This window comes from Bradyrhizobium prioriisuperbiae, from assembly GCF_032397745.1.
Classification (GTDB): domain Bacteria; phylum Pseudomonadota; class Alphaproteobacteria; order Rhizobiales; family Xanthobacteraceae; genus Bradyrhizobium_A; species Bradyrhizobium_A prioriisuperbiae.
Genome location: NZ_CP135921.1, coordinates 3,222,069 through 3,244,202 on the forward strand (window position 1 = coordinate 3,222,069; position 22,134 = coordinate 3,244,202).

Below are 22,134 nucleotides of genomic sequence, written 5' to 3' on the forward strand. Positions count from 1 at the left end.
GGCGGCGACTGTCGCCGCCTTCTTTTTTCCCTTCCGCCGGGGCGGTGACGTGTTCAACAATTTCATTTCGCGCTGCGCGATGCTGGTTTTTGCACTGGCACTGGTTTTCGTCTCCGTGGTGGCCTCGGTGGCGCCCGTCTGGGCAGGTCCGTTCGAGGACTCGGTCAGCCAGTTCGCCAACGACTCATTTTCCGACACCGAGGAAGCTGTCACCGCGCTGGCCGCGAGCGGCAATCCCCAGGCTTATCCGATCATCAGTGCGCTGCAGGAAGGCCGCCTGATCGCGGATCTGAAGAGCAAAAAAGTCTACATCAAGCAGCCCGACGGCAAGATCGTCGAGGCGGCGACCGGTGCCGTGGCTCCGGACGCGCCAGCCGCTCTCGATGCCGTTCGTCTCAACAACCGGTTGCGGCGGTCGGTGGTGGCCGTGGTCAGCAGCCTGACGCTGGCCTCGCCCGATCCGGCCAAGCGCATCCTTGCTGCACAATCCGTGTTCAAGACCCACGACGTCTCCGACCTGCCGGCGATCGAAAGCGCGCTGCAAAAGGAAACCAACAGCGCCGCCAAGCGCGCCTTTGCCTCGGCGCGCGCAGCGATTCTGCTGTTCAAGCCCGATGCCACCGAGGCTGACAAGATCGAGGCCATTGCCACGGTTCGTGCCCGCGGCGATCAGGAGGCGCTGGCGCTGCTGTCGGGATTGCCGGCCGAGACCTCTCCCGCGGTGGTGCGCACCGCTGCGAGTGCCGTCAGTTCGATCCAGAGCAGCCTCGCGATCTGGTCCACCGCGCAGAATGCCTGGTATGGCGTCTCGCTGGGATCGGTGCTGCTGCTCGCCGCCATCGGCCTTGCCATCACCTTCGGGGTGATGGGCGTCATCAACATGGCGCACGGCGAAATGGTGATGATCGGCGCCTACGTCACCTTCGTGGTGCAGGAGGTGATCCGCACCCGTTATCCCGGCCTGTTCGACTATTCGCTGCTGATCGCGGTGCCGCTGGCCTTCGTGGTGGCCGGCCTGATCGGCATCCTGATCGAGCGCAGCATCATCCGCTTCCTCTATGGCCGGCCGCTGGAGACCCTGCTGGCCACCTGGGGCATTTCGCTGGTGCTGCAGCAGGCGGTGCGTACCGCCTTCGGACCGACCAACCGTGAAGTCGGCAACCCCTCCTGGATGAGCGGCGCATTCGAGATCGGCCAGCTCACCATTACCTACAACCGGCTCTGGATCGTCTGCTTCACGCTTGCCGTGTTCGTGATCCTGCTCGGCATGCTGCGTTACACCAGCCTCGGCCTTGAAATGCGCGCGGTGACGCAGAACCGCCGTATGGCGGCCTCGATGGGGATTGCAACCTCCCGGGTCGACGCGCTGACCTTCGGGCTCGGCTCCGGCATCGCAGGAATCGCAGGCGTGGCGTTGTCGCAGATCGACAACGTCAGCCCCAATCTCGGCCAGAGCTACATCATCGATTCCTTCATGGTGGTGGTGTTCGGCGGCGTCGGCAACCTCTGGGGCACCCTGGTCGGCGCGCTGACGCTCGGCATCGCCAACAAGTTCCTGGAGCCGGTGGCGGGGGCCGTGCTGGGCAAGATCGCCATTCTGGTGCTGATCATCCTGTTCATCCAGAAGCGGCCGCGCGGCCTGTTCGCGCTGAAGGGGCGGTCGGTGGAAGCATGATGCCGCATCTGCTCACCCGTTCGCTGAACCGCAGCGCCACCGTCCTTTTGCTGGTGGTCGCCGCCATCGGCATCCTGCTGCCGCTGTCGAACCTGCTGCTGCCGGAGTCTTCGCCCTTCCAGGTTCCGACCTATCTGATCTCGCTGTTCGGCAAGTATCTCTGCTACGCCATTCTCGCGCTCTCCATCGATCTGATCTGGGGCTATTGCGGCATCCTTTCGCTCGGACACGGTGCCTTCTTCGCGCTCGGCGGCTACGCCATGGGCATGTACCTGATGCGCCAGATCGGCAGCCGGGGCGTCTATGGCAATCCGCTGCTGCCGGACTTCATGGTGTTCCTGAACTATCAGAAGCTGCCGTGGTACTGGCAGGGCTTCGACATGTTCTGGTTTGCCGCGCTGATGGTGCTGGTGGTGCCGGGCCTGCTCGCATTCTGTTTCGGTTGGCTGGCGTTTCGCTCGCGCGTCACCGGCGTCTATCTCTCCATCATCACCCAGGCGATGACCTATGCCCTGCTGCTGGCGTTCTTCCGCAACGATTTCGGTTTCGGTGGCAACAACGGCCTGACCGACTTCAAGGACATTCTGGGCTTCAATGTGCAGGCGCAGGGCACCCGCGCGGTGCTGTTCATGCTGTCCTGCCTGGCGCTGATGCTGGGCTTCCTGATCTGCCGGGCAGTCGTCACCTCCAAGCTCGGCAAGGTGCTGATTGCCGTGCGTGACGCGGAATCGCGCACCCGGTTCCTTGGCTATCGTGTGGAATCCTACAAGCTGTTCGTGTTCACGCTGTCGGCCTGCATGGCCGGTGTCGCCGGCGCGCTGTACGTGCCGCAGGTCGGCATCATCAATCCCGGCGAGTTCGCGCCGGGCAATTCCATCGAAGCGGTGATCTGGGTCGCCGTCGGTGGCCGCGGCACGTTGATTGGGGCGGCGATCGGCGCCGTCGTTGTCAACTATGCCAAGACCGTCTTTACCTCAGGCGTGCTGGCGCCCTACTGGCTGTTCATGCTGGGCGCGATGTTCATCCTGGTGACGCTGCTGCTGCCCAAGGGCATCGTCGGCACCGTCCAGGCCTGGTGGGAACCGTGGCGCGAGCGGCGGATCGCGACCGCCGCTGCCGCAAGCGCTGCGGCCGAAGACGGCGTCTCCAAACCCCATTTGGCGGAGTGAACCGATGAACGCCACGGAAACCCGCACCACCTCCGCCTTGCTCTATCTCGACGGCGTCCACGTGTCGTTTGACGGCTTCCACGCCATCAACAACCTGTCACTGACCATCGCGCCCGGCGAGATGCGCGCCATCATCGGCCCCAACGGCGCCGGCAAGACCACCATGATGGACATCATCACCGGCAAGACCAAGCCGGACGAGGGCGATGTGCTGTTCGACGGCACCGTCGACCTGACAAGGTTGGACGAAACCCAGATCGCCGAACTCGGCATCGGCCGCAAATTCCAGAAGCCGACCGTGTTCGAAAGCCAGACCATCGAGGATAACCTGCTGCTGGCGCTGAACACCGATCATCGTGTTCGCACCACGCTGTTCTGGCGGCAGAGCAGGGACGAGGCGGAGCGGATCGATCGTGTGCTGGAAACCATCAAGCTCACCGATGCGCGGGAACGGCTGGCCGGCAGCCTCTCCCACGGCCAGAAGCAATGGCTGGAGATCGGCATGCTGCTGGCGCAGGATCCCAAACTCTTGCTGGTCGACGAGCCGGTGGCCGGCATGACCGACGTGGAGACGCACCAGACCGCCGAACTGCTGAAGGAGATCAACCGCGACAAGACCGTGGTGGTGGTGGAACACGACATGACCTTCGTGCGCGAGCTCGGCGTGCGGGTGACCTGCCTGCATGAGGGCTCGGTGCTCGCCGAAGGATCGATCGATCAGGTGTCGGCCAACGAGCGCGTCATCGAAGTGTATCTGGGACGCTGAACCATGCTTGAGGTCAAGGATATCAGTTTGTTTTACGGCGCAGCGCAGGCGCTGCGCGGGGTGACCGTCGCGGCCGAGCCGGGCAAGGTGACCTGCGTGCTCGGGCGCAACGGCGTCGGCAAGACCAGCCTGCTGCGCGCCATGGTCGGCCAGCAGCCGATCGCCGGCGGCAGCATCACCTTTGACGGCGCCGACATCACCACGCTGCGGCCGTACGAGCGCGCCCGGCGCGGCATGGCGTTCGTGCCGCAAGGGCGCGAGATCTTCCCGTTGCTGACGGTCGAGGAAAATCTGAGGACCGGGTATGCGCCGCTGAAACGCGACCAGCGCAACATCCCGGATGACGTGTTTTCGCTGTTTCCGGTACTGCAGTCGATGCTGGGGCGTCGCGGCGGCGATCTGTCCGGCGGCCAGCAGCAGCAGCTCGCCATTGGTCGCGCTCTGGTGATGCGGCCGAAGGTGCTGCTACTCGATGAGCCGACCGAGGGCATCCAGCCCTCCATCATCAAGGATATCGGCCGCGCCATCTCCTATCTGCGCAGCCTCGGCACCATCGCCATCGTGCTGGTCGAACAATATCTCGACTTTGCCTGCGAACTCGGCGACCATTTCGCCGTGATGGATCGCGGCACCGTGACGTTCCGATGCGACCGGACGACGCTCGATCCCGCCGCCATCAGCCGGGCCATGGCGATCTAGCTCCCGGCCTTTGACAGCACGACGACAACACGACCTGGGACGGGATGCACGTCGATCGAACAGCAACGGCTGCGGAGACCTTCGCCGCCAACCGGGCGGTGGGGGAGGTGGCGTTTGACGTGCAGGTGCGCGACGGCGTCACCCGCCGGGGCGAGCTGCATGAGGCAGGGTCGTTGCGGGTCAGATTTCCGTCGCCGGAATCCCAGGGGTTGTCGGCGGTGTTCGTCAACACCGCCGGTGGTGTCGCGGGCGGCGACCGCTTCGATATCCGCATTGGCGCCCGTGAAAACGCACGCCTGACCGTCACAACAGCTGCCGCGGAGAAGGTTTATCGGTCGCACGGTGCGGACTCGCAGCTGAACATCGCCCTGCAGGTCGACGAAGGCGCGCACCTTGCGTGGCTGCCGCAGGAAACCATCCTGTTCAACCGGGCGCGCGTTAGCAGGCGCATTGAGATCGATCTGGCGGAAAGCGCCTCGCTGCTGATGTGTGAAATCGTGGTGTTCGGACGCGCCGCGATGGGCGAGCGGATGATGTCGGGGGCGTTTTCCGATCGCTGGCGGTTGCGGCGTGGCGGCAAGCTGGTATTTGCCGAAAATATCCGGCTCGACGGCGATGTCGGGGTGAAGCTGGCGCGGCCGGCCATCGCCAATGGCGGGGTCGCGATCGGCACCGCATTGATCGCGCCCGGTGATGAAGCGCTGGTGGAACGTGTTCGCGAGGCGTCGGTGGACTTCGGCGGTGAGGTCGGCGTATCAGCCTGGAATGGGTTTGCAATGGTCCGCTTCTGTGCGCAAGATGCGGCGCGGTTGCGCGCCGATATGATGACGGTGCTCGGTCGCGTCAGTCCGGCGGCGCTGCCCCGGCTCTGGTTGCAGTGATCGGGTTACAATAGTTTCGGATACGCCTCATGAATCTCTCCCCCCGCGAAAAGGATAAGCTTCTGATCTCGATGGCCGCCATCGTGGCGCGCCGGCGGCTGGAGCGTGGCGTCAAGCTCAACCATCCCGAAGCGATCGCGATCATCTCCGATTTCATTCTGGAAGGGGCCCGCGATGGCCGCACCGTGGCCGAACTGATGAAGTCTGGCGCTGAAGTCCTGACCCGCGACCATGTGATGACAGGCATTCCCGAGATGATCCACGACATCCAGGTCGAAGCCACCTTCCCGGACGGCACCAAGCTTGTGACCGTGCACGCGCCGATCCGCTGAATTCATCGAACGGAGACATAAGAAAATGATCAGGTTGTTAGCTCTCGCTTTGTTGCTGCTGCCATCGGCGGCCTTCGCCCATCCCGGCCATGACGAGTCCGGCCTGGTGGCCGGGCTGTCGCATCCCCTGACCGGGATCGACCATATCGCGGTGATGATCGCGGTCGGCCTGTGGGCCGCGCTGAAGGGTGGCCGGGCGCTGTGGGTCTGGCCGGCGGCATTCGTTGGGGTGATGCTGGTCGGTGGTGCGCTGGGCATGACCGGCGTGGCGCTGCCGTTTGTCGAACCGGGCATCCTTGCCTCGGTGGTGGTGCTCGGTCTCCTGGTGGCGCTGGCGGTGGATCTGCCGGTGTGGCTTGGCGCCGCCATTGTCGGTCTGTTTGCTCTGTTTCACGGCCATGCCCACGGCGCTGAAGTGCCGGAGGCGGCGAGTGGTTTGGCCTATATGGCCGGTTTTGCGGTGGCCACGGCAGTGCTGCATGGCGTGGGTATTGCGGTCGCACTGTCGCTGAAGTCCGCCCGCTGGCAGCCGCTGGTGCGGGTCGCCGGAGCGGCTTGCGCATTGGTCGGCGTCGGCCTCGCCATCAACGTGATCTGAGGGCGACATGATTCCGGGCGAGTTGTTCATCAAGGACGGCGACATCGAGCTCAATGCCGGCCGCAAGACGGTGACGCTCAGCGTCGCCAATTCAGGCGACCGTCCGATCCAGGTCGGCTCGCACTATCATTTCTTCGAGACCAATCCGGCCCTGAAGTTCGATCGCAAGAAGGCCCGCGGCATGCGGCTTGATATTGCGGCGGGCACCGCGGTGCGGTTCGAGCCGGGGCAGACCCGCGAGGTGACGCTGGTCGCGCTCGCCGGCAAGCGCACCATCTACGGTTTCCGCGGTGACGTGATGGGCAAACTTTAAGAGATCGACTGCGGGCCTTTCCGAAAGAGACGCGGCTGGAGCGTAAATAATGGCGACGAAGATTTCGCGTTCGGTCTATGCCGATATGTTCGGTCCCACAACGGGCGACCGGGTGCGTCTTGCCGACACCGATCTGATCATCGAGGTCGAGAAGGACTTCACCGTCTACGGTGAGGAAGTAAAATTCGGCGGCGGCAAGGTGATCCGCGACGGCATGGGCCAGAGCCAGGTCACCAGCCGCCAGGGCGCCGCCGACACCGTGATCACCAATGCGCTGATCTTGGATCACTGGGGCATCGTCAAGGCCGACGTCGCCATCAAGGACGGCTATATCAGCGCCATCGGCAAGGCCGGCAATCCGGACATCCAGCCCGGCGTCACCATCGTCATCGGCCCGGGCACCGATATCATCGCGGGCGAAGGCAAGATTCTCACCGCCGGCGGCTTCGACAGTCACATCCATTTCATCTGCCCGCAGCAGATCGAGCATGCGCTGATGTCCGGCGTCACCTCGATGCTTGGCGGCGGCACCGGGCCCTCGCACGGCACCTTCGCCACCACCTGCACACCGGGCCCCTGGCACATCTCACGTATGATCCAGTCGTTCGACGCGTTTCCGGTCAATCTCGGCATTTCAGGCAAGGGCAACGCCTCGCGCCCGGCCGGACTGGTGGAAATGATCAAGGCCGGCGCCTGTGCGCTGAAGCTGCATGAGGACTGGGGCACCACGCCGGCGGCGATCGACAATTGTCTGTCGGTGGCCGACGATCACGACATCCAGGTGATGATCCACACCGACACGCTGAACGAGTCGGGTTTCGTGGAGGACACCATCAAGGCGTTCAAGGGCCGCACCATTCATGCCTTCCATACCGAAGGCGCCGGCGGGGGACATGCCCCCGATATCATCAAGGTCGCCGGCCTCAAGAACGTGCTGCCGTCCTCGACCAATCCGACGCGCCCGTTTACCCGCAACACCATCGACGAGCATCTCGATATGCTGATGGTGTGCCACCATCTCGACCCGTCGATCGCGGAAGACCTGGCGTTTGCCGAAAGCCGCATCCGCAAGGAAACCATCGCCGCGGAAGATATCCTTCATGACATCGGCGCACTGTCGATGATGTCGTCGGACAGCCAGGCGATGGGCCGGCTTGGCGAAGTCATCATCCGCACCTGGCAAACCGCCGACAAGATGAAGAAGCAGCGCGGATCGCTGCCGCAGGACAAGGGCAACAACGACAATTTCCGCGTCAAGCGCTACATCGCCAAATACACCATCAACCCGGCGATCGCCCATGGCGTGTCGAAGCTGATCGGCTCGGTGGAAAAGGGCAAGCTCGCGGATCTCGTGCTGTGGTCGCCGGCCTTCTTCGGCGTCAAGCCGGATTGCATCGTCAAGGGCGGCACCATCGTGGCGGCGCCGATGGGCGATCCCAACGCCTCGATCCCGACCCCGCAGCCGGTGCACTACCAGCTGATGTTCGGCGCCTACGGTCGCGCGCGCACGGCCTCGTCGGTGGTGTTCTCGTCAAAGGCCGCGGTGGCCGGCGGACTGGCGAAGAAGCTCGGCATCGAAAAGGCGCTTTATCCGGTGCAGAACACCCGCGGCCGGATTTCCAAAAAGAGCATGATTCACAACGATGCGACACCGAACATCGAGGTCGATTCCGAGACCTACGAGGTGCGGGCCGACGGCGAATTGCTGACATGCGCGCCGGCCGAAGTGCTGCCCATGGCGCAGCGCTATTTCATGTTCTAGGGTCGTTCCCGGCTGCTACTGCCAACAGAAAAACCGCCGGGAGGAATATCTTGATCTATGTTGTCGCCACGTTGACCGTGAAACCCGAAACACGCGCCGAACTCATTGCCGCCGCCAAGCTGTCCATCGCCGCGACCCGCAAGGAGCCGGGCAACATTTCCTACGATATGCACGAGAGCGTCACCGATCCGACCAAGATCGTTTTTGTCGAGCAATGGGAAAATGCCGAGGCATTGGTTCCTCATCGCACGGCCGATCACATGAAGGCCTTCGGCCGCGTTGCCGTCAATTGCATGACCGCACCGCCCAAGATCGAGATCATCACTCCCGCCAAAGTCGACGTTCGGTAAGAGCAGCAACAGGGAGAATTGATCCATGATCTATGTCGTTGCCATCACGCAGTTGAAGCCGGAGAACAAGGATGCCTATGTGACCGGCGCCCGCGATTGCATCGCCGCCACCCGCAAGGAAGCGGGCTGCATCTTCTATGACGGACACATCAGTGTGAGCGATCCCAACCAGTTCGTGTTTGTCGAGCGGTGGGAGAGCCGGGAAGCTCTGAACGCCCATGGCCGCTCCGACCACATGAAGGTCTGGCGCAAGCTGTCTGCCGATTTCAAGGCCAGCCCGACGGTGATCGAGATCATCAGCGACGGCAAGGTCGAAACCCTGTGAGAGAGTGTCCATGATCCGCGCCGTCAAGGTCATCCCGCCCGGTCGGTGGACCGAGCAGCCCGCAGATACGGTCGTTCTCGATTTCGACGACCGGCACCGGCGTCGCATGGCGATGACCGGGACGCGCGGCCTGGACTTCCTGCTCGACCTCGAGGAGGCTGTCGCGCTGCGCGGCGGTGACGCCCTTGTGCTGGAAGACGGTCGGCTGATCGAGGTGGTGGCGGCACCGGAGCCGCTGATCGAGATCCGTTGCAACGATCCGCAACATCTGGTGCGGATCGCCTGGCATCTCGGCAACCGTCATCTGCCGACGCAGATCACCAGCCGTGGGATGCGGATCCGCAGGGATCATGTGATCGAAGAAATGCTCCGGGGGCTCGGCGCCCGTGTGATCGAGATCGAAACGGCGTTCGATCCCGAAGGCGGTGCCTATTCCGGCGGCGGCCAGGCGCACGATGCCGGCCATGGTCACGCCCATCATGGGCACGATCATCACGATCACGGCCATCACGATCATGGTCACCACCACGATCACGCGGTTCATGATCATGCTGGCCGTCAGAGCCATGATCATCACGGGCATGACCATCACGACCACCATCACCACGACGAGCCCTGCGGTCACGATCATGCTCATGATCACCGGAAATAAGCCGGACAAAGGCAGCCGCAAGCGCAAGGGCGCTGCCATCGCGCGCAGCGGGAGTCCCGACCCGCCAGCCGCTCCCGTTCCGGCCACGGATGACCGTGCCGCTCTCTATCGGTTGATGACATGGTTGTCGCCGTCGTTTCCGGTCGGCGCCTTTGCCTATTCCAGCGGCCTGGAATGGGCTGTCGAAGCCGGCGATATCACCGACAGCACGTCACTGCGGGAGTGGCTGGGCTCGATGCTCATCGATGGAGCCGGCTTTAACGACGCGGTTTTTCTCGCCCACACCCATCGCGCGCTCACTGCGGGGGATGCGGCGGCTCTGGCCGATGTTGCCGCGCTCGCTGCAGCCATGGTGCCATCGCGCGAGCGGCAACTGGAAACCGCCACCCAAGGGCGGGCCTTTATGGATATCGCGCGTGCGGCCTGGTCCTGCGCCGCGCTGGAGCAGGCGATCGCGGGATTGAAGCAGGCTCCGGTTTATCCCGTCGCGGTCGGTCTTGTCAGTGCGGCCCATGGCATCGCCTTGGCGCTGACCCTGCACGCCTTCCTGCATGCGCTGACGGCGAACTGGATCTCGGCGGCGGCGCGGCTGGTTCCGCTCGGGCAGACCGACAGCCAGCGAACGCTGGCGAGTCTCGAAGAGATCGTCGGTGCGACGGGCCGGCGCGCGTTTGAGGCGACGCTGGATGATCTCGGCAGTACCACCTTTCGCGCCGATCTCGCCAGCATGCGTCATGAGGCGCAATACACCAGATTGTTCCGGTCATGAGCAGGGATCTGCTCCAAGCGATGAGAAACTGACATGCCTCAATTTCACGGCCCACTTCGCGTTGGCATCGGCGGCCCGGTGGGATCGGGAAAAACAGCGCTGATGGATCTGCTCTGCAAGGCGATGCGTGAGCATTACGACATCGCCGCCATCACCAACGATATCTACACCAAATGGGATGCGGAATATCTGGTGCGATCCGGTTCGCTGACGGCGGATCGCATCGCCGGCGTCGAGACCGGCGGCTGTCCCCATACGGCGATCCGTGAAGATGCATCGATGAATCTTGCCGCGGTCGCCGACATGCGGGCGAAATTTCCCGATCTCGACATGATCCTGATCGAATCCGGAGGCGACAATCTGGCGGCGACCTTTTCGCCGGAACTGGCGGATCTCACGATTTATGTCATCGATGTCGCGGCCGGCGACAAAATTCCCTCCAAGGGCGGACCGGGCATCACACGCTCGGATCTGCTGGTGATCAACAAGATCGACCTGGCCCCCCATGTCGGCGCGTCACTGGAAAAGATGGATGTGGATGCACGTCGCATGCGCGGCGAGCGGCCCTTTGTCATGACCAATCTGAAAAAGAGCGAAGGCCTCGACCGCATCATTCGTTTCATCGAAACCAAGGGCGGCCTGCGCGCGCCGGCCGGCGCCAAGGCCGGGTGATCTCTTCAGGCTCCGGTCGTGGTGAAATCCGCATTGCGATTTTCAGGAACGGACTGGGGCGTTTCGTGTTGTGTTGTCATGAGACACATGCACCAGGCACAGCCCGATGATCGGGCCCGGGATTATGGCAATGCCTTTCTGGCGCTGACGCTGCTCGGCATCGTCATGATGGTGTTTGGGCTGGCGCTGGCGACGGCGTAGCATCGGGCATCCTTTGTGGCTCCCCACCGACAGCTTTGATCGCTCCCTGAGTGAATCCGCCAGCTACTGGAAAACAGCAGTCCCGTCGCCAACCGGGTTGTCGGCCGCGGTTGGCCGGGCCGCCTTTCTTTCGACTGGCATGGAACAAAATGGCAGCTTAATCTTTGATTTGCCTATCGCTTGCATGGAACAGGTCATTAACCCTCAAGGGGGCAATTGGGCGTATCGTGTATCGATGACTGTTCGCATTGCTGATCGCCGCATTGCCGATTGTCCACAGCGTTGGTCCGAGGCATTTGCCGTCGTCCGGCTCCCGTGGCCGGGGTAGAGCTGTGTTCAGGCTTGGTTTCCTCATTGGATTGATCGCGCTGATCGGAGTTCTGATCTCCGGGCTGGTCGCGTATCGCGTGTACCATCAGGAAATATCGCTCGACGATGCGGCGCTGCAGCGTTCGGTCGATATCCACGCGCGACTGGTGCAGGATCGCCTGAGCGAGCGAGAGCTGTTGACCCGCATCATTGTCGGCCTGATCCGCCGGCCGTCCCTGCTGCAGGGGAATGTCCTGGAGCCGCTGCGCTCATCGATCTATGCGTTCAAGACCGATTTTGTGGTCGCCAGCTGGGTGGCGCGGGTTCCGCCGGCGGGCCTGACGAGTGCCGAGAAACAGCTGGCCACGGCGGGTTTCTCCCGTCCCAAGATTCGCGACGCCGAAGATCAGGTTCTCAATCTTGCCTCGATCACTCAGCCGACCGACGTGCTGATGGATGTCGAGCCGCGGAATGACGAAACCTTGACCTTCCCCGGGCGAACGCTCGACCAGCATCCCGTGCTCGGCCCGTTGCTGGCCCGCGCTGCGCTGGAGGGCAAGCCACTGTGCTCGGATCCGCTGGTGTTGATGCGGACCAATGGTCCGGTCGGGGTCGTGCTGGTCGCGCCGGTAACACAGGACGGCAGCAGCAGCGTTGCCGGCTTCATCATGTTCTCCTATCGCATTGCGCCGCTGATCCTCGCCAACGAAGACACCAGCCCCTTCGATGTGGTGCTGCGTGATCCGCGCGAGCTCTCCAAGGAGCTGAAGGCCGACCCGCAGGGGATGGTGACGGCCGTGACTGCGCGGCAGGACCCCGCGACCCCGATGCTGCGGCGTATTGTCTCATTCGGCGGCAAGGATTGGGCGCTGGGCTATTACCCCAAAAACAATTCGAGGGCGCGCGGCGAAGAACTGGCGGCCATTGTGGCGATCATCGGCGTCGCGCTGACCAGCATCATCTGCGGCCTGTTCGGCTACGTCATCTACAACAACATACGATTGAGCCGGGAGATCGAGGTCAGGATCGGCTTCGAGAATCGTCTCACCGCGGTGATCGGCGAACTCAATCATCGTGTGAAGAACATTCTTGCGGTGATTCAGTCGATCGTGACGCGCACATTGCGTCATGGCACCGACGTCGATTCCGCGCGCGAACTGCTGATCGGCCGCATTCATGCGATGTCGAACGTGGTGTCCCTGCTCAGCGACAGTCAGTGGCAGGGCGTGAAACTCAGAGGGTTGCTGGAATCCCGCGCGATTCCCCATGCGGAACGCATCGCGCTGAGCGGCCCCGATATTGCGGTCAGTCCGCGGGCGGCGCAAAGCCTGTCGCTGCTGTTCTTTGAATTGGCCTCTCATGCGGACGAAGGCCTGTCGCTGGTCGGCAAACACCCCAACATCTCGGCGCAATGGCATGTGATGGGCCAGGGCAAGGATGCGATTTTTGATTTTCGCTGGGAGGAGTTCAATACCAGTGCCGCGACGCGGCGTCCGGACAGCGACTTCGGTGTTATCCTGCTCGATCGTGTCGCCCCCGAAGCGCTTGGTGGAGCCTCGAAGCGGTATTTCACCGATGTGAGTTATGTCTATGAACTGACGGCGCCGATGGAGACCGTGGTCGATCAGGCGGAGCTCGACCGCACCGACCGTCTCGCAGCCCCCGTCAACACCGGCAAACGGAAATAGCTCCGTCGATGCGCCTGCATCGCGGCTCGCGGCATCCCGGCTGATGATTCGATTTAGGCCGCGTCTGCTTCACGCGGCGTTTAATTCAAGCAGCGCCAGGACGGCCACCGCCTGGTGGCCGTCCTGTTCACATTTTTCAATTTATGTGCGGAGCGTTATCTGCCACCGATCACGGCACGGACCGTATTGTCCGGCCCGAAGTCATCGGCGCCTTCCACATAGAGCAGATTGCTCAGTTTCGAGCGCGCGCGATTGACGCGACTCTTGATGGTGCCGACCGCGCATCCGCAGATCGCCGCAGCATCTTCGTAGGAAAAGCCCGATGCCCCGACCAGGATGAGGGCCTCTTTCTGGTCTTGCGGCAGCTTTTCCAGCGCGACGCGAAATTCCTCGAATTCCAGGTGATGGCTTTGACCCGGTTGGGACTTCAGCGTCTTGGCATAGCTGCCATCGGCGTCCTCGACCTCGCGCCGGCGCTTGCGATAGTCGGAGCGAAACAGGTTTCGCAAAATCGTGAACAACCATGCCGGCATGTTCGAGCCCGGCTGGAACGATTCGATGTTCGCCAGCGCCCGCAGCAGGGTTTCCTGCACAAGGTCGTCGGCCCGGTCGCCGTTGCCGCTGAGCGAAATCGCGAATGCGCGCAAACTCGGCACGCACGCGAGCATGTCGTCACGAAGCTGATTGGTGAGGGGCATTAGTCCCTCCTGTCGTTTTTGGTCACCAGATCTCCGGCATCGGCGGTGTCGAGTTTGCGGATCAGCTCCGCAAAACGATCGGGGACCCCCTGTCGGACGACATCATCGTACATCGCCCTAAGCTGATGCCCGATGCGGGATTGAATTTCGGCATTCAGTCCACCTGGCTTGCCGGTGGATGGCTTGCGTTTTGGATCATTCATGAGCTGTTCCGTAACTTCCCCAGGAGCTAAGTTCCTCGAAACAAAAGGCTTTTCTGGAGGGCGAGCCTTTCTCGTCGGGCGTTAGTGCAGGCGTAATGCGACAGACGGGATAAAGTTCCAGAAATCTCGGAACTTTCGCTGGGCTGGGACGTAATCAATCGCAGGTGGGAACCCCGGCGATTCCGGGGTTCTGCGCTTGAGCGAATGAAATGGATGGAGGGGGGATGTCTCGTTCCCAGGTCGTTGCCGAACACTTGCCGTTGCTTCGCCGCTATGCCCGTGCCCTGTCGGGCAACCAGGCGTCAGGCGACGCCTATGTCGCCGCCATGCTGGAGGCGCTGCTGCAGGATCAGTCGCTGCTCGATGAGAAGAACGGCCCTCGCGTAGGCCTGTTTCGGCTGTTCACGCAGATATGGAATTCCGTTGCGATCAATGACGGCGCCGATGCCTCCGTGGCCTCGATCCCCTCCGAGCGGCGGTTGTCGAACATTACACCGTTGCCGCGGCAGGCTTTTCTGCTGTTGTCGCTGGAAGGCTTCTCCGAGGACGAAGTGTCGTTCATCCTTGACACCAGCGTCGCTGAGATCCGCCAGCTGACTGACGCCGCCGGCCGCGAACTCGCTGCAGAGATTGCGACCGACGTCCTGATCATCGAGGACGAGACGTTCATCGCGATGGATCTGGAGAGCCTGGTCAAGAATCTCGGACACAATGTGATCGGCGTGGCGCGAACCCATTCCGACGCCATCGCGCTGGCCAAGAGCCATCGGCCTGGCTTAATCTTGGCCGACATTCAGCTGGCGGATGGCAGCTCAGGCCTTGATGCGGTCAACGAGTTGTTGCGCGTTTTCGAGGTCCCCGTCGTGTTCATCACAGCCTATCCCGAGCGCTTCCTCACCGGCGAACGGCCGGAGCCGGCGTTTTTGATCTCCAAACCGTTCCAGCCCGCCATGGTATCGGCGGTGGCGAGTCAGGCGCTGTTCTTCCAGCGCAACTCGCGCAACCGCGCGGGCAAGGTCGCCGCTTCATAAGGGCTGCTGAAGCCCGCAAACTGCTGATACAGGATAAGCATTTTGAACGGGCCTCGGTCATGACCGGGGCCCGTTTTGTTTCTGGCGTCGTTTCCGGATGGGAGCCAGATCCTTGAAAACAAGGGGAATGTGAAAACAAAAGAAAAGCGGGACGCCGCCGGCATCACCACGGCAGCGTCCCGCGTTGACCGGTTAATTAGGGGCAGGGGGAATAACCGGCTGCAGAAATGACTCCGTACGTCTGAGATCGTTCCGCGCGGGGCAAGGAATTTTTTTTGGAATTTTTTGGAAATTTTTTTCAGACGGTGAATTTTTTCGGCACTTCGACCGACAAACAGTGGAACCAGATCGATCCCGTCTCTGTTGTCACTGCAAATCAGAAAGTTGGAAGACAACGGGTTGATCGCGTCAGGGCAGCGGCGAGGCGCAACATGTCTCATATTTCAACAGGTGCTTTGGGTTTGATTGCGGCGTCGCTGGCTTTCAGCGGTGTGCAGTTCGGAATGGCGTCGGACGGCGGCGTTGGCGGTGCTACCGCACTCCGAGGAAGCGTCAGCCATGATGCCGTTTTTGTCGTGAACCGCGACGCCAAATCGGATCGCGACGCAGGTGCGGCGACCCAAGCGGGCACGGTGACTCTGTCGTTTCAGGTGCCCGGCCTGAAGGATGGTTCGGTGGCCATGCGCATGCCGACCGCGGACGCCATTCGTTTGCGTCCCGCCGTCAACAACGCCAAAGCCAGCAATACCCCGCGACGCAGGACCGTGGCTTGCGAGCCGGTGGTGAGTGTCCTGACCGACGTTGCGAAGCACCTTGAGCCGGGACGCTGCATCACCTGACGAGGTGATATCCTGAATCCTTGATATCTCGAACAAACGGTGCCGCATGGTTGTGGCGCCGTTTGTGTTTTGGCTGCGTTTGTGTTTTGGCTGGTTGTGTTTCGAAGGCACTGGGATTCGACGCGGAATCGCTGCCGCTCAGGCGACAGAGGACTACTCCGCAGGATCTTCTTCGGGCGCTTTTCGCTGCGCCATCAGGCCGAACGCAATGCCGCCGACGGCCAGCAAAGGCAACAAGCGCTTCACTCCCACGGCCCGGACGATCTGAAGCCCTGCCGCCATCATCATGGGATCGCTCATCACGGTGGCGAAAGCTGATTTGGTATTGGCTTTCGCGGCTGCCTCGACGGCTCGCCGCGTGCGCCGGCGTCGATACAGGTAGATGCCGGTCACGATCAGTGTGACCACGAAGAAAAATGCGGCGCCGGACAGGCAGGCCGGGACGATACCGTATTGCTGCAGCACATATGAGAACGCCGCCGCGCACAGGAATGTGAGAGTAATGAATAAGGCAATCGAAATGGCCGCGATCAGCGCTGTCATGCGCAATGCGACGCCGGTCGAAACCTTGAGATCATCGATAAAGTTCTGCAGCATCAAAATCGCCTGTTGTTGAAAGACTGCGTCACGCAAACTGCGATCCAGCAATGCTGGCTGGATCGCTGTATCCGTAAGTCCCGTGGTGGTGACGTCAGCGGCGCCGGATCAGCGGCGCCACGTCACGCCGATCAGAAAACCGAGGCCGATCGCAAGACCGACCGCAGCCAGCGGCCGCTGCTGCACGGCATCTTCCAGGCTCTCGCTCAGCGTTGCTGCCGCGTCCTGGGCCGCATCGAATGCGGCACTGCCTTGCTCCGAGAGGTCGGACACGATGCCGTCGACGCTGGAGCGGGCCTGCTTGTAGCCGCGCCGCGCCTGCTTTTGCGCTGTGCCGGCCAGGCCGTTGAGTGCATCGGTAATCTGCTCCGCGAGATTGGAGATGTCGCTTTTCACGGCGTCCACATCCTTCTGCAAACGGTCATAGCTGGCTTTATCGGTCATCGCGGCTTCACCCTCATCGCTCGACATTGAATGCTCCCTTAAGGGATTTGCTTCTCAAGGGATTCATGCCGGGCAAACGCGCCGTGGCACTCATGGTTCCCGTGCGGGGACGAGATGCTCCTTGAGGATCAGCGCGACAATCAGCAGCGGTGAAGCCAGAAATGCACCCATCGGCCCCCACAGCCAGGTCCAGAATGCGAACGCGATGAAGACGGCGAGTGCGTTCAGCTCCAGGCGCCGGCCGATGATGGTTGGCGTGATGAAATGGCCTTCGAGAAATGTCACGCCTGCGAACAGGATCGGGGCAATCAAGCCGGTGGCCAGTGTCGACGAATTGACCACGCCGATCACCGTCAGCACGACGAACATGACGACGGGACCGATGATTGGGACGTAGTTCAGGGTTGCGGCAAGGGCGCCGAGGCCGGCGGGATTCGGCATTCCGGTGACCGAGCAGATCAGGCCGGTTGCGATGCCGACACCCATATTGATCATGGTTACGATCAGCAGGTAGCTGCCCAGATTCTGTTCGATGGCATTGAGGATGCGCAACGTCCGCAGCCGGGTTTCGCGCGCCGCGAAGTTCATGATCAGCGAGCGCCGCAACTCGGGCCAACTGGCGACGAACAGAATCAAGGTGACGAAGAACAGCAGCAGCTCGGTCAGGGTCGGAGACAGGAATTCGAGCGTGGGCTGCACCCATTCGATCTTGGGCAACGATAGCGCGGCTGTCGACGGTTCGCTGCCGAACATGGCCTGCAGCTGATGCCACAGCGCGAGCGGCCGGTCGAAGACGTGCAGCTTCTCCTTGAAGTGCGCGCCGAGTTCGGGAAGCTGGGATGACCACTCCAGCATCGGCGCTGATATCAGCGCGATGATCAGGGCGATGATGGCGCACATGGTGGCGATCATCAGGGCCGCCGACGCCGCCCGCGGAATGCGATAGCGCTCGAGAAAGCCGATGCCGGCCGAAAGCATGGTGCCGATCACGAACGCGGTGACGATCGGCATGAACAGCGTACGGGCGACATAGAGCACGGTGATCACGGCGATCGCCAGCAGGCCGACCAGCGTGACGGCGACGACTTCCGCGCGTCGAATGAGCGGAGGCTGCTCGTCGAGGCTCTCGTGCAGCGGTGTGCCGGTCGGCCGGCTGGCGGGACGGGACGACGATGGGGGATCGGTCAGTTCTGCGCGCGATATGCCGATAGGATCAGACACCATAGGATCAGACATGGGATCAGAGACGCCCGAGCAGCAGCAGGACAAGGACGATGATCAGCACCGTGCCGACAATGCCAGAGGGGCCATAGCCCCATGAGTTGCTGTAGCCCCAACGGGGGATAACCCCGAGCAGGATCAGAACCAGGAGGATGATCAGGATGGTGCCGAGCGGCATGGCCGGACTCCTTGCGAAGGATTGCCCGGACGCCGCGGATTGCTGATGGACAGTCCTCGACCCCGGCTTTGGGGCGTAACGGACCGGCGTCATCAAGGTTCCCCGTCGCGGGGACGTGAACGGTGTTCCCTTTTTGGGCAACACCGGCGGTGGAACCGAATCGCGCTTGCCTCGTTGGTTCAACATGTCGCGTCCACGCGTGGCGTGCGGCGCCGGCATCATGAGGGCAGGGTCATGACACCATCGATTTGCCGGCGCACTGACGTGCGGCGCGTGTCCGGAGCAGTCGCCGTAATCCTCGCTACCGCTTTCTTGTCCACCGGCGCCTCCGCGCAGGCGCTTGGATATGCTAACGATCCACGGAGCCAAGGCTTTTGGACCGACGGTGGCCTGCCATCGGCGCAACAGCCGATGACCGATGATAATGGCAGCGATGCTTACGTAGTGCCGCAGCGGCTGCAGCGCCAAACCGTCAGCTACGCCACGCACGAGGCGGCCGGCACCATCGTCATCGATACCGCGAATACCGTTCTCTACTACGTGCTCGGCAACAACCGCGCGATCCGCTACGGCGTTGGTGTCGGCCGCGAAGGCTTCACCTGGTCGGGCACCCAAAACATCACCCGCAAGGCCGAGTGGCCGGACTGGCATCCGCCGACGGAGATGATCGCCCGCCAGCCCTATCTGCCGCGCTTCATGGCCGGTGGTCCCGGAAATCCGCTCGGGGCCCGCGCCATGTACTTGGGCTCCAGCGTATACCGCATCCATGGCACCAACGATCCGTCGACCATCGGCAAGTTCGTGTCCAGCGGCTGCATCCGGCTGACCAATCCAGATGTGGAAGATCTGTTCAGCCGGGTCAATGTCGGGACCCGGGTGGTGGTGCTGCCCAAGAGTGGTGCACCGCGGTTTGAGGCCCACGCTACCGTTCCTGCGAGGGCAGCTGCGATGGTCCCCGCACAGCCGATGCCGGTCCGAACCGCGTTTCAGCGCCAGGTGAACCAGACCACCGCTGGATTGTACTAAACCGGGACGTTCGCTGGGGAGCCTGATGATGCGCGTGTCGAGATCCCGGATCACTGTCGGATTGGCACTGGCCCTGACGCTGTGGCTGGCGGGGACCGGCGTCTCGACGTCGGCCCAGGCTCAGGATTTCTTCTCAGCCTTGTTCGGTGGTGGAGCTCCGGCGCCCCGGCCTTTTGCGCTTCCGTTCGGCAGCCCGTTTGACGAGGCCCGGCCGGCGCCCGCTCCGCGACCAAGCTCAGGTGGCGGCGGTGGCCGCACGGCTTACTGCGTCCGCACTTGCGATGGACGATATTTCCCGGCCCCGGCGACCGAGGGCCAAAGCCGCGCCTCGGTGTGCAATAGCTTCTGCCCCGCCAGCGAGACCAAGGTGTTTTACGGCGGCTCCATCGACAACGCATCGACCGAGAGCGGCAAGTCATACTCCGACCTGCCCAATGCCTTCCGCTATCGCAACGAACTGGTTGCCGGCTGCACCTGCAACGGCAAGGATTCGGTTGGGCTTGCCGCGATCAAGATCGATGACGATCGCACCCTGCGCAAAGGCGATATCGTCGCCGGCCCGAGCGGGCTGGTGGTGGCTTCGGGCCGCCCCGACAAACGCACCGCCGTGAACTTCACGCCGGTCTCGCCGTCTGTCCGCGCCAAGTTCGAGCGGGTGCCTGTGGTTGCCAACGAGTGAGCTGATGGATCAGCCTACAACAAAAAGAGCCGCCCCGCAGGGCGGCTCTTTTGCTTGTGACGCTGATTGTTATGCAGCGCGAATGTTGGCGAGGAAGTCTGTCACCTGGCCGCCGCGCCCTGCTGCTCGACCGGCTCGCCGTCTCGAAAAGGAAGCACCAGGCGGTCGGTGCCAGCATCCTGGAGGGCATCGACGAGATCGTGACCTGCGCCAAGCCTTGATTGTCCATCAAGCCAAACATGCCCGGGTTGAGGAAATCTCGATAGCTGCGTAACATTCCAACCGGCGGCGATCTGTATGTGGTTGCGCATTTTAAGAAGATGAATGACGTTCGTCTCCGCGGTAGCTGCCTGGGGGCTTCATATCATGCTGCACCAAATATTCGCATTCGCGCGCGTGCTCTTCGCGCTTTCGGCTATTTTCGTGGCACTGCCGAGCGAAGCCGCCGCGACGGTCTGGCTATCCTTTAACACGGCAGGATCTCCGGTGGGCGACGTCCAACCTACCAGAATCTCTGGGTCGATCACGACGTCGTTCTCACTCACAGACGGGAACGCCGTTGTGCAAGTCCGAAATGCCAATGGGCAGATTGTTTTTGAGAAAGACGTTTCCAATCTGAATTTCCAACCCGGCACGGCTCTCCCCATCTCTTTCACATACACGCCCGTGGTGAGTGGAAATTTTAGTATTTCCGCGGGGCTTTTCAGCTCGGATTGGAACACAACCTATCAATGGACGGATCAATTATCATTTTTCGCAGTGTCCGCTTCGACCGCCGCACACACTTATCATGTATCTCCGACCGGATCGGATGGGAATCTGGGAACGTTGAGCGCGCCATTGCGAACAATCGGCTATGCCGTATCTCTCGCCCAACCCGGCACCGATATCGTCGTGCGCGCTGGTACCTACTACGAGGCAGTCGGATTTGGCGCCAGCGGCACGGCCGGCGCTCCGATTCGTCTGTATGCCTACGGCGGCGAGAAAGTGATCGTCGACGGATCCTCGAATTCGGCCAATGCGAATAATATCGGTGTGAGCGGCGCCTATGTCATTATAAACGGCTTCGAAGTGCAAAACTCGAAAAATGCCGGCATTGTCGCCTACAACACCCACCACGTGACGATCAGCAATAATATCGTCCACGGCTCCTACAGTGCTGGCATCGCGTCAACCAACTGGATAAATATTGGGAATTCCCATGACAACGTCATTCAGGGGAATATCGTGTATAACAATGTATTGCAGAACTCCTCGCGCACGGCCGGCAGCGGATGGAGTCAAGGAATCTCGGTATCTTGGGACAACAATTCAATTATCACGGAAAACACGTCCTATAATAATTATGGCGAGGGCATAGGAACATTTCTTTCCGTCGGCGTGATGATCTCGAATAACGTCGTTTATGACAATTACAGCGTCGAAATATACTTGGATAACGCCGCAAGCGCGACGGTTAACGCAAATTCGATCTATAACACCGGCAATTCTGCATTCTTCCGGAATGGATACCAAGCCTCATCCATTCAATTGGCGCGCGAGACCTATTCGCAATCCGAGCCGCTCGTCAACCTGACGATTACCAACAACGTTGCCGTCAATGGGGCGTTTGGCTTTTTCTATGGCAATTATGGTAGCGGGGGCGGTATCCAAAATAGTCTTATTGCCAACAACACATTTGTGAATGCGACGGGCAACGCAATATATATCGACCCTTCGCAGGGCCACAGCGGCAACACGTATGCGAATAACATTGTCTATAAGAACGTGGGGAGCGGAACCCTTGTTGCGGGAACCAATAGTGGCGCGATCTTTTCGCACAACAATTGGTTTGGCAGCAGCGCGGGGTATTTTGCCGGAGCAGGCGATATCAACGCCGATCCGCAATTCGTCACTTCCGGCATGGTTGCGGCAACGGATTACGTTCTGCAACCAACCACCTCTCCCTGCCGTTGGGCCGGCATGTCCTTGAGCCAAGTGACGAGAGATTATTTCGGACAGACGAGAAGCGTGCCGCCGACCATCGGCGCATTTAACTGACAGCGAAGACTTGACGA

27 protein-coding genes are annotated in these 22,134 nt (G+C 61.7%); 21 read left to right on the forward strand and 6 right to left on the reverse strand.

From position 1 onward, the window contains the following. Positions 1 to 79: 79 nt before the first annotated feature. The 15 genes from urtB to RS897_RS15170 all read left to right on the forward strand — a co-directional run bounded on the left by urtB (position 80) and on the right by RS897_RS15170 (position 13,161). A complete protein-coding gene (urtB, locus tag RS897_RS15100) occupies positions 80 to 1,675 on the forward strand; it encodes an urea ABC transporter permease subunit UrtB (RefSeq protein ID WP_315838648.1) in 1,596 nt (531 codons plus the stop codon). After that, on the forward strand, positions 1,672 to 2,844 hold the full coding sequence (gene urtC / locus RS897_RS15105) for an urea ABC transporter permease subunit UrtC (RefSeq protein WP_315837327.1): 1,173 nt from the start codon (positions 1,672 to 1,674) through the stop codon (positions 2,842 to 2,844). The genes urtB and urtC overlap by 4 nt, the downstream gene beginning before the upstream one ends. A 4-nt stretch (positions 2,845 to 2,848) precedes the next feature. After that, a complete protein-coding gene (gene urtD, locus RS897_RS15110; protein ID WP_315837328.1) occupies positions 2,849 to 3,610 on the forward strand; it encodes an urea ABC transporter ATP-binding protein UrtD in 762 nt (253 codons plus the stop codon). 3 nt (positions 3,611 to 3,613) lie between these two features. Then, complete coding sequence (urtE, locus tag RS897_RS15115; RefSeq protein ID WP_315837329.1) at positions 3,614 to 4,309, forward strand: urea ABC transporter ATP-binding subunit UrtE; 696 nt, start codon at positions 3,614 to 3,616, stop codon at positions 4,307 to 4,309. A gap of 44 nt (positions 4,310 to 4,353) precedes the next feature. Next, positions 4,354 to 5,190 (forward strand): urease accessory protein UreD, encoded by an 837-nt coding sequence (locus RS897_RS15120; RefSeq protein ID WP_315837330.1) that lies wholly within the window; start codon positions 4,354 to 4,356, stop codon positions 5,188 to 5,190. Positions 5,191 to 5,219: 29 nt separating this feature from the next. Continuing rightward, a complete protein-coding gene (locus RS897_RS15125) occupies positions 5,220 to 5,522 on the forward strand; it encodes an urease subunit gamma (protein WP_315837331.1) in 303 nt (100 codons plus the stop codon). Positions 5,523 to 5,547: 25 nt separating this feature from the next. After that, positions 5,548 to 6,120, forward strand: coding sequence for a HupE/UreJ family protein (locus RS897_RS15130; RefSeq protein WP_315837332.1), 573 nt, complete (start codon positions 5,548 to 5,550; stop codon positions 6,118 to 6,120). Positions 6,121 to 6,127: 7 nt separating this feature from the next. After that, positions 6,128 to 6,433, forward strand: coding sequence for an urease subunit beta (locus RS897_RS15135; RefSeq protein WP_315837333.1), 306 nt, complete (start codon positions 6,128 to 6,130; stop codon positions 6,431 to 6,433). A 49-nt stretch (positions 6,434 to 6,482) separates the two neighbouring features. Further along, entirely contained in the window at positions 6,483 to 8,195 is a 1,713-nt protein-coding gene (ureC, locus tag RS897_RS15140; protein WP_315837334.1) for an urease subunit alpha, read from the forward strand. A 50-nt stretch (positions 8,196 to 8,245) separates the two neighbouring features. Next, positions 8,246 to 8,545 carry a putative quinol monooxygenase gene (locus RS897_RS15145; protein WP_315838649.1) on the forward strand — a complete coding sequence of 100 codons (300 nt, stop codon included), beginning with the start codon at positions 8,246 to 8,248 and terminating at the stop codon, positions 8,543 to 8,545. Between the two features lie 25 nt (positions 8,546 to 8,570). Continuing rightward, positions 8,571 to 8,870, forward strand: a complete 300-nt coding sequence (locus RS897_RS15150; RefSeq protein WP_315837335.1) for a putative quinol monooxygenase — start codon at positions 8,571 to 8,573, stop codon at positions 8,868 to 8,870. A 10-nt stretch (positions 8,871 to 8,880) separates the two neighbouring features. Then, complete coding sequence (locus RS897_RS15155; protein ID WP_315837336.1) at positions 8,881 to 9,522, forward strand: urease accessory protein UreE; 642 nt, start codon at positions 8,881 to 8,883, stop codon at positions 9,520 to 9,522. Between the two features lie 115 nt (positions 9,523 to 9,637). Then, on the forward strand, positions 9,638 to 10,291 hold the full coding sequence (locus RS897_RS15160; protein ID WP_315838650.1) for an urease accessory protein UreF: 654 nt from the start codon (positions 9,638 to 9,640) through the stop codon (positions 10,289 to 10,291). 33 nt (positions 10,292 to 10,324) lie between these two features. Then, positions 10,325 to 10,963 (forward strand): urease accessory protein UreG, encoded by a 639-nt coding sequence (gene ureG / locus RS897_RS15165; RefSeq protein WP_315837337.1) that lies wholly within the window; start codon positions 10,325 to 10,327, stop codon positions 10,961 to 10,963. A gap of 533 nt (positions 10,964 to 11,496) precedes the next feature. Continuing rightward, a complete protein-coding gene (locus RS897_RS15170) occupies positions 11,497 to 13,161 on the forward strand; it encodes a CHASE domain-containing protein (protein ID WP_315837338.1) in 1,665 nt (554 codons plus the stop codon). A 155-nt stretch (positions 13,162 to 13,316) separates the two neighbouring features. Here the strand turns inward: RS897_RS15170 and RS897_RS15175 are convergent, their stop codons facing one another. Both RS897_RS15175 and RS897_RS15180 read right to left on the reverse strand, forming a co-directional pair. Continuing rightward, on the reverse strand, positions 13,317 to 13,859 hold the full coding sequence (locus RS897_RS15175) for a sigma-70 family RNA polymerase sigma factor (protein WP_315837339.1): 543 nt from the start codon (positions 13,857 to 13,859) through the stop codon (positions 13,317 to 13,319). Further along, positions 13,859 to 14,062, reverse strand: a complete 204-nt coding sequence (locus tag RS897_RS15180) for a NepR family anti-sigma factor (protein WP_315837340.1) — start codon at positions 14,060 to 14,062, stop codon at positions 13,859 to 13,861. The genes RS897_RS15175 and RS897_RS15180 overlap by 1 nt, the downstream gene beginning before the upstream one ends. 224 nt (positions 14,063 to 14,286) lie before the next feature. Here RS897_RS15180 and RS897_RS15185 point away from each other — a divergent pair, with 224 nt between their 5' ends. Together RS897_RS15185 and RS897_RS15190 are read left to right on the forward strand one after the other, a co-directional pair. Then, complete coding sequence (locus RS897_RS15185; RefSeq protein ID WP_315837341.1) at positions 14,287 to 15,093, forward strand: response regulator; 807 nt, start codon at positions 14,287 to 14,289, stop codon at positions 15,091 to 15,093. 275 nt (positions 15,094 to 15,368) lie between these two features. Continuing rightward, entirely contained in the window at positions 15,369 to 15,932 is a 564-nt protein-coding gene (locus RS897_RS15190) for a hypothetical protein (RefSeq protein ID WP_315837342.1), read from the forward strand. A gap of 153 nt (positions 15,933 to 16,085) precedes the next feature. On the opposite strand, the gene RS897_RS15195 is transcribed toward RS897_RS15190, so the two are convergent. The 4 genes from RS897_RS15195 to RS897_RS15210 form a co-directional block, all read right to left on the reverse strand. Further along, complete coding sequence (locus RS897_RS15195) at positions 16,086 to 16,529, reverse strand: hypothetical protein (RefSeq protein WP_315838651.1); 444 nt, start codon at positions 16,527 to 16,529, stop codon at positions 16,086 to 16,088. A gap of 108 nt (positions 16,530 to 16,637) precedes the next feature. Next, entirely contained in the window at positions 16,638 to 17,000 is a 363-nt protein-coding gene (locus RS897_RS15200) for an ElaB/YgaM/YqjD family protein (RefSeq protein WP_315837343.1), read from the reverse strand. 63 nt (positions 17,001 to 17,063) lie between these two features. Then, entirely contained in the window at positions 17,064 to 18,161 is a 1,098-nt protein-coding gene (locus RS897_RS15205) for an AI-2E family transporter (RefSeq protein ID WP_407654551.1), read from the reverse strand. A gap of 52 nt (positions 18,162 to 18,213) precedes the next feature. Continuing rightward, a complete protein-coding gene (locus RS897_RS15210) occupies positions 18,214 to 18,372 on the reverse strand; it encodes a DUF3309 family protein (RefSeq protein WP_315837344.1) in 159 nt (52 codons plus the stop codon). Between the two features lie 234 nt (positions 18,373 to 18,606). On the opposite strand from RS897_RS15210, the gene RS897_RS15215 reads away from it, so the two are divergent. The 4 genes from RS897_RS15215 to RS897_RS15230 all read left to right on the forward strand — a co-directional run bounded on the left by RS897_RS15215 (position 18,607) and on the right by RS897_RS15230 (position 22,117). Then, the gene (locus RS897_RS15215) at positions 18,607 to 19,398 is read left to right on the forward strand and encodes a L,D-transpeptidase (RefSeq protein ID WP_315837345.1); all 792 of its coding nucleotides are present in this window, start codon (positions 18,607 to 18,609) and stop codon (positions 19,396 to 19,398) included. Between the two features lie 25 nt (positions 19,399 to 19,423). Next, positions 19,424 to 20,077 (forward strand): DUF2865 domain-containing protein, encoded by a 654-nt coding sequence (locus tag RS897_RS15220; protein ID WP_407654497.1) that lies wholly within the window; start codon positions 19,424 to 19,426, stop codon positions 20,075 to 20,077. A 56-nt stretch (positions 20,078 to 20,133) separates the two neighbouring features. Continuing rightward, a complete protein-coding gene (locus RS897_RS15225; protein WP_315837347.1) occupies positions 20,134 to 20,298 on the forward strand; it encodes a hypothetical protein in 165 nt (54 codons plus the stop codon). A 103-nt stretch (positions 20,299 to 20,401) separates the two neighbouring features. Beyond that, a complete protein-coding gene (locus RS897_RS15230) occupies positions 20,402 to 22,117 on the forward strand; it encodes a right-handed parallel beta-helix repeat-containing protein (protein WP_315837348.1) in 1,716 nt (571 codons plus the stop codon). The last annotated feature ends 17 nt before the right edge of the window (positions 22,118 to 22,134 follow it).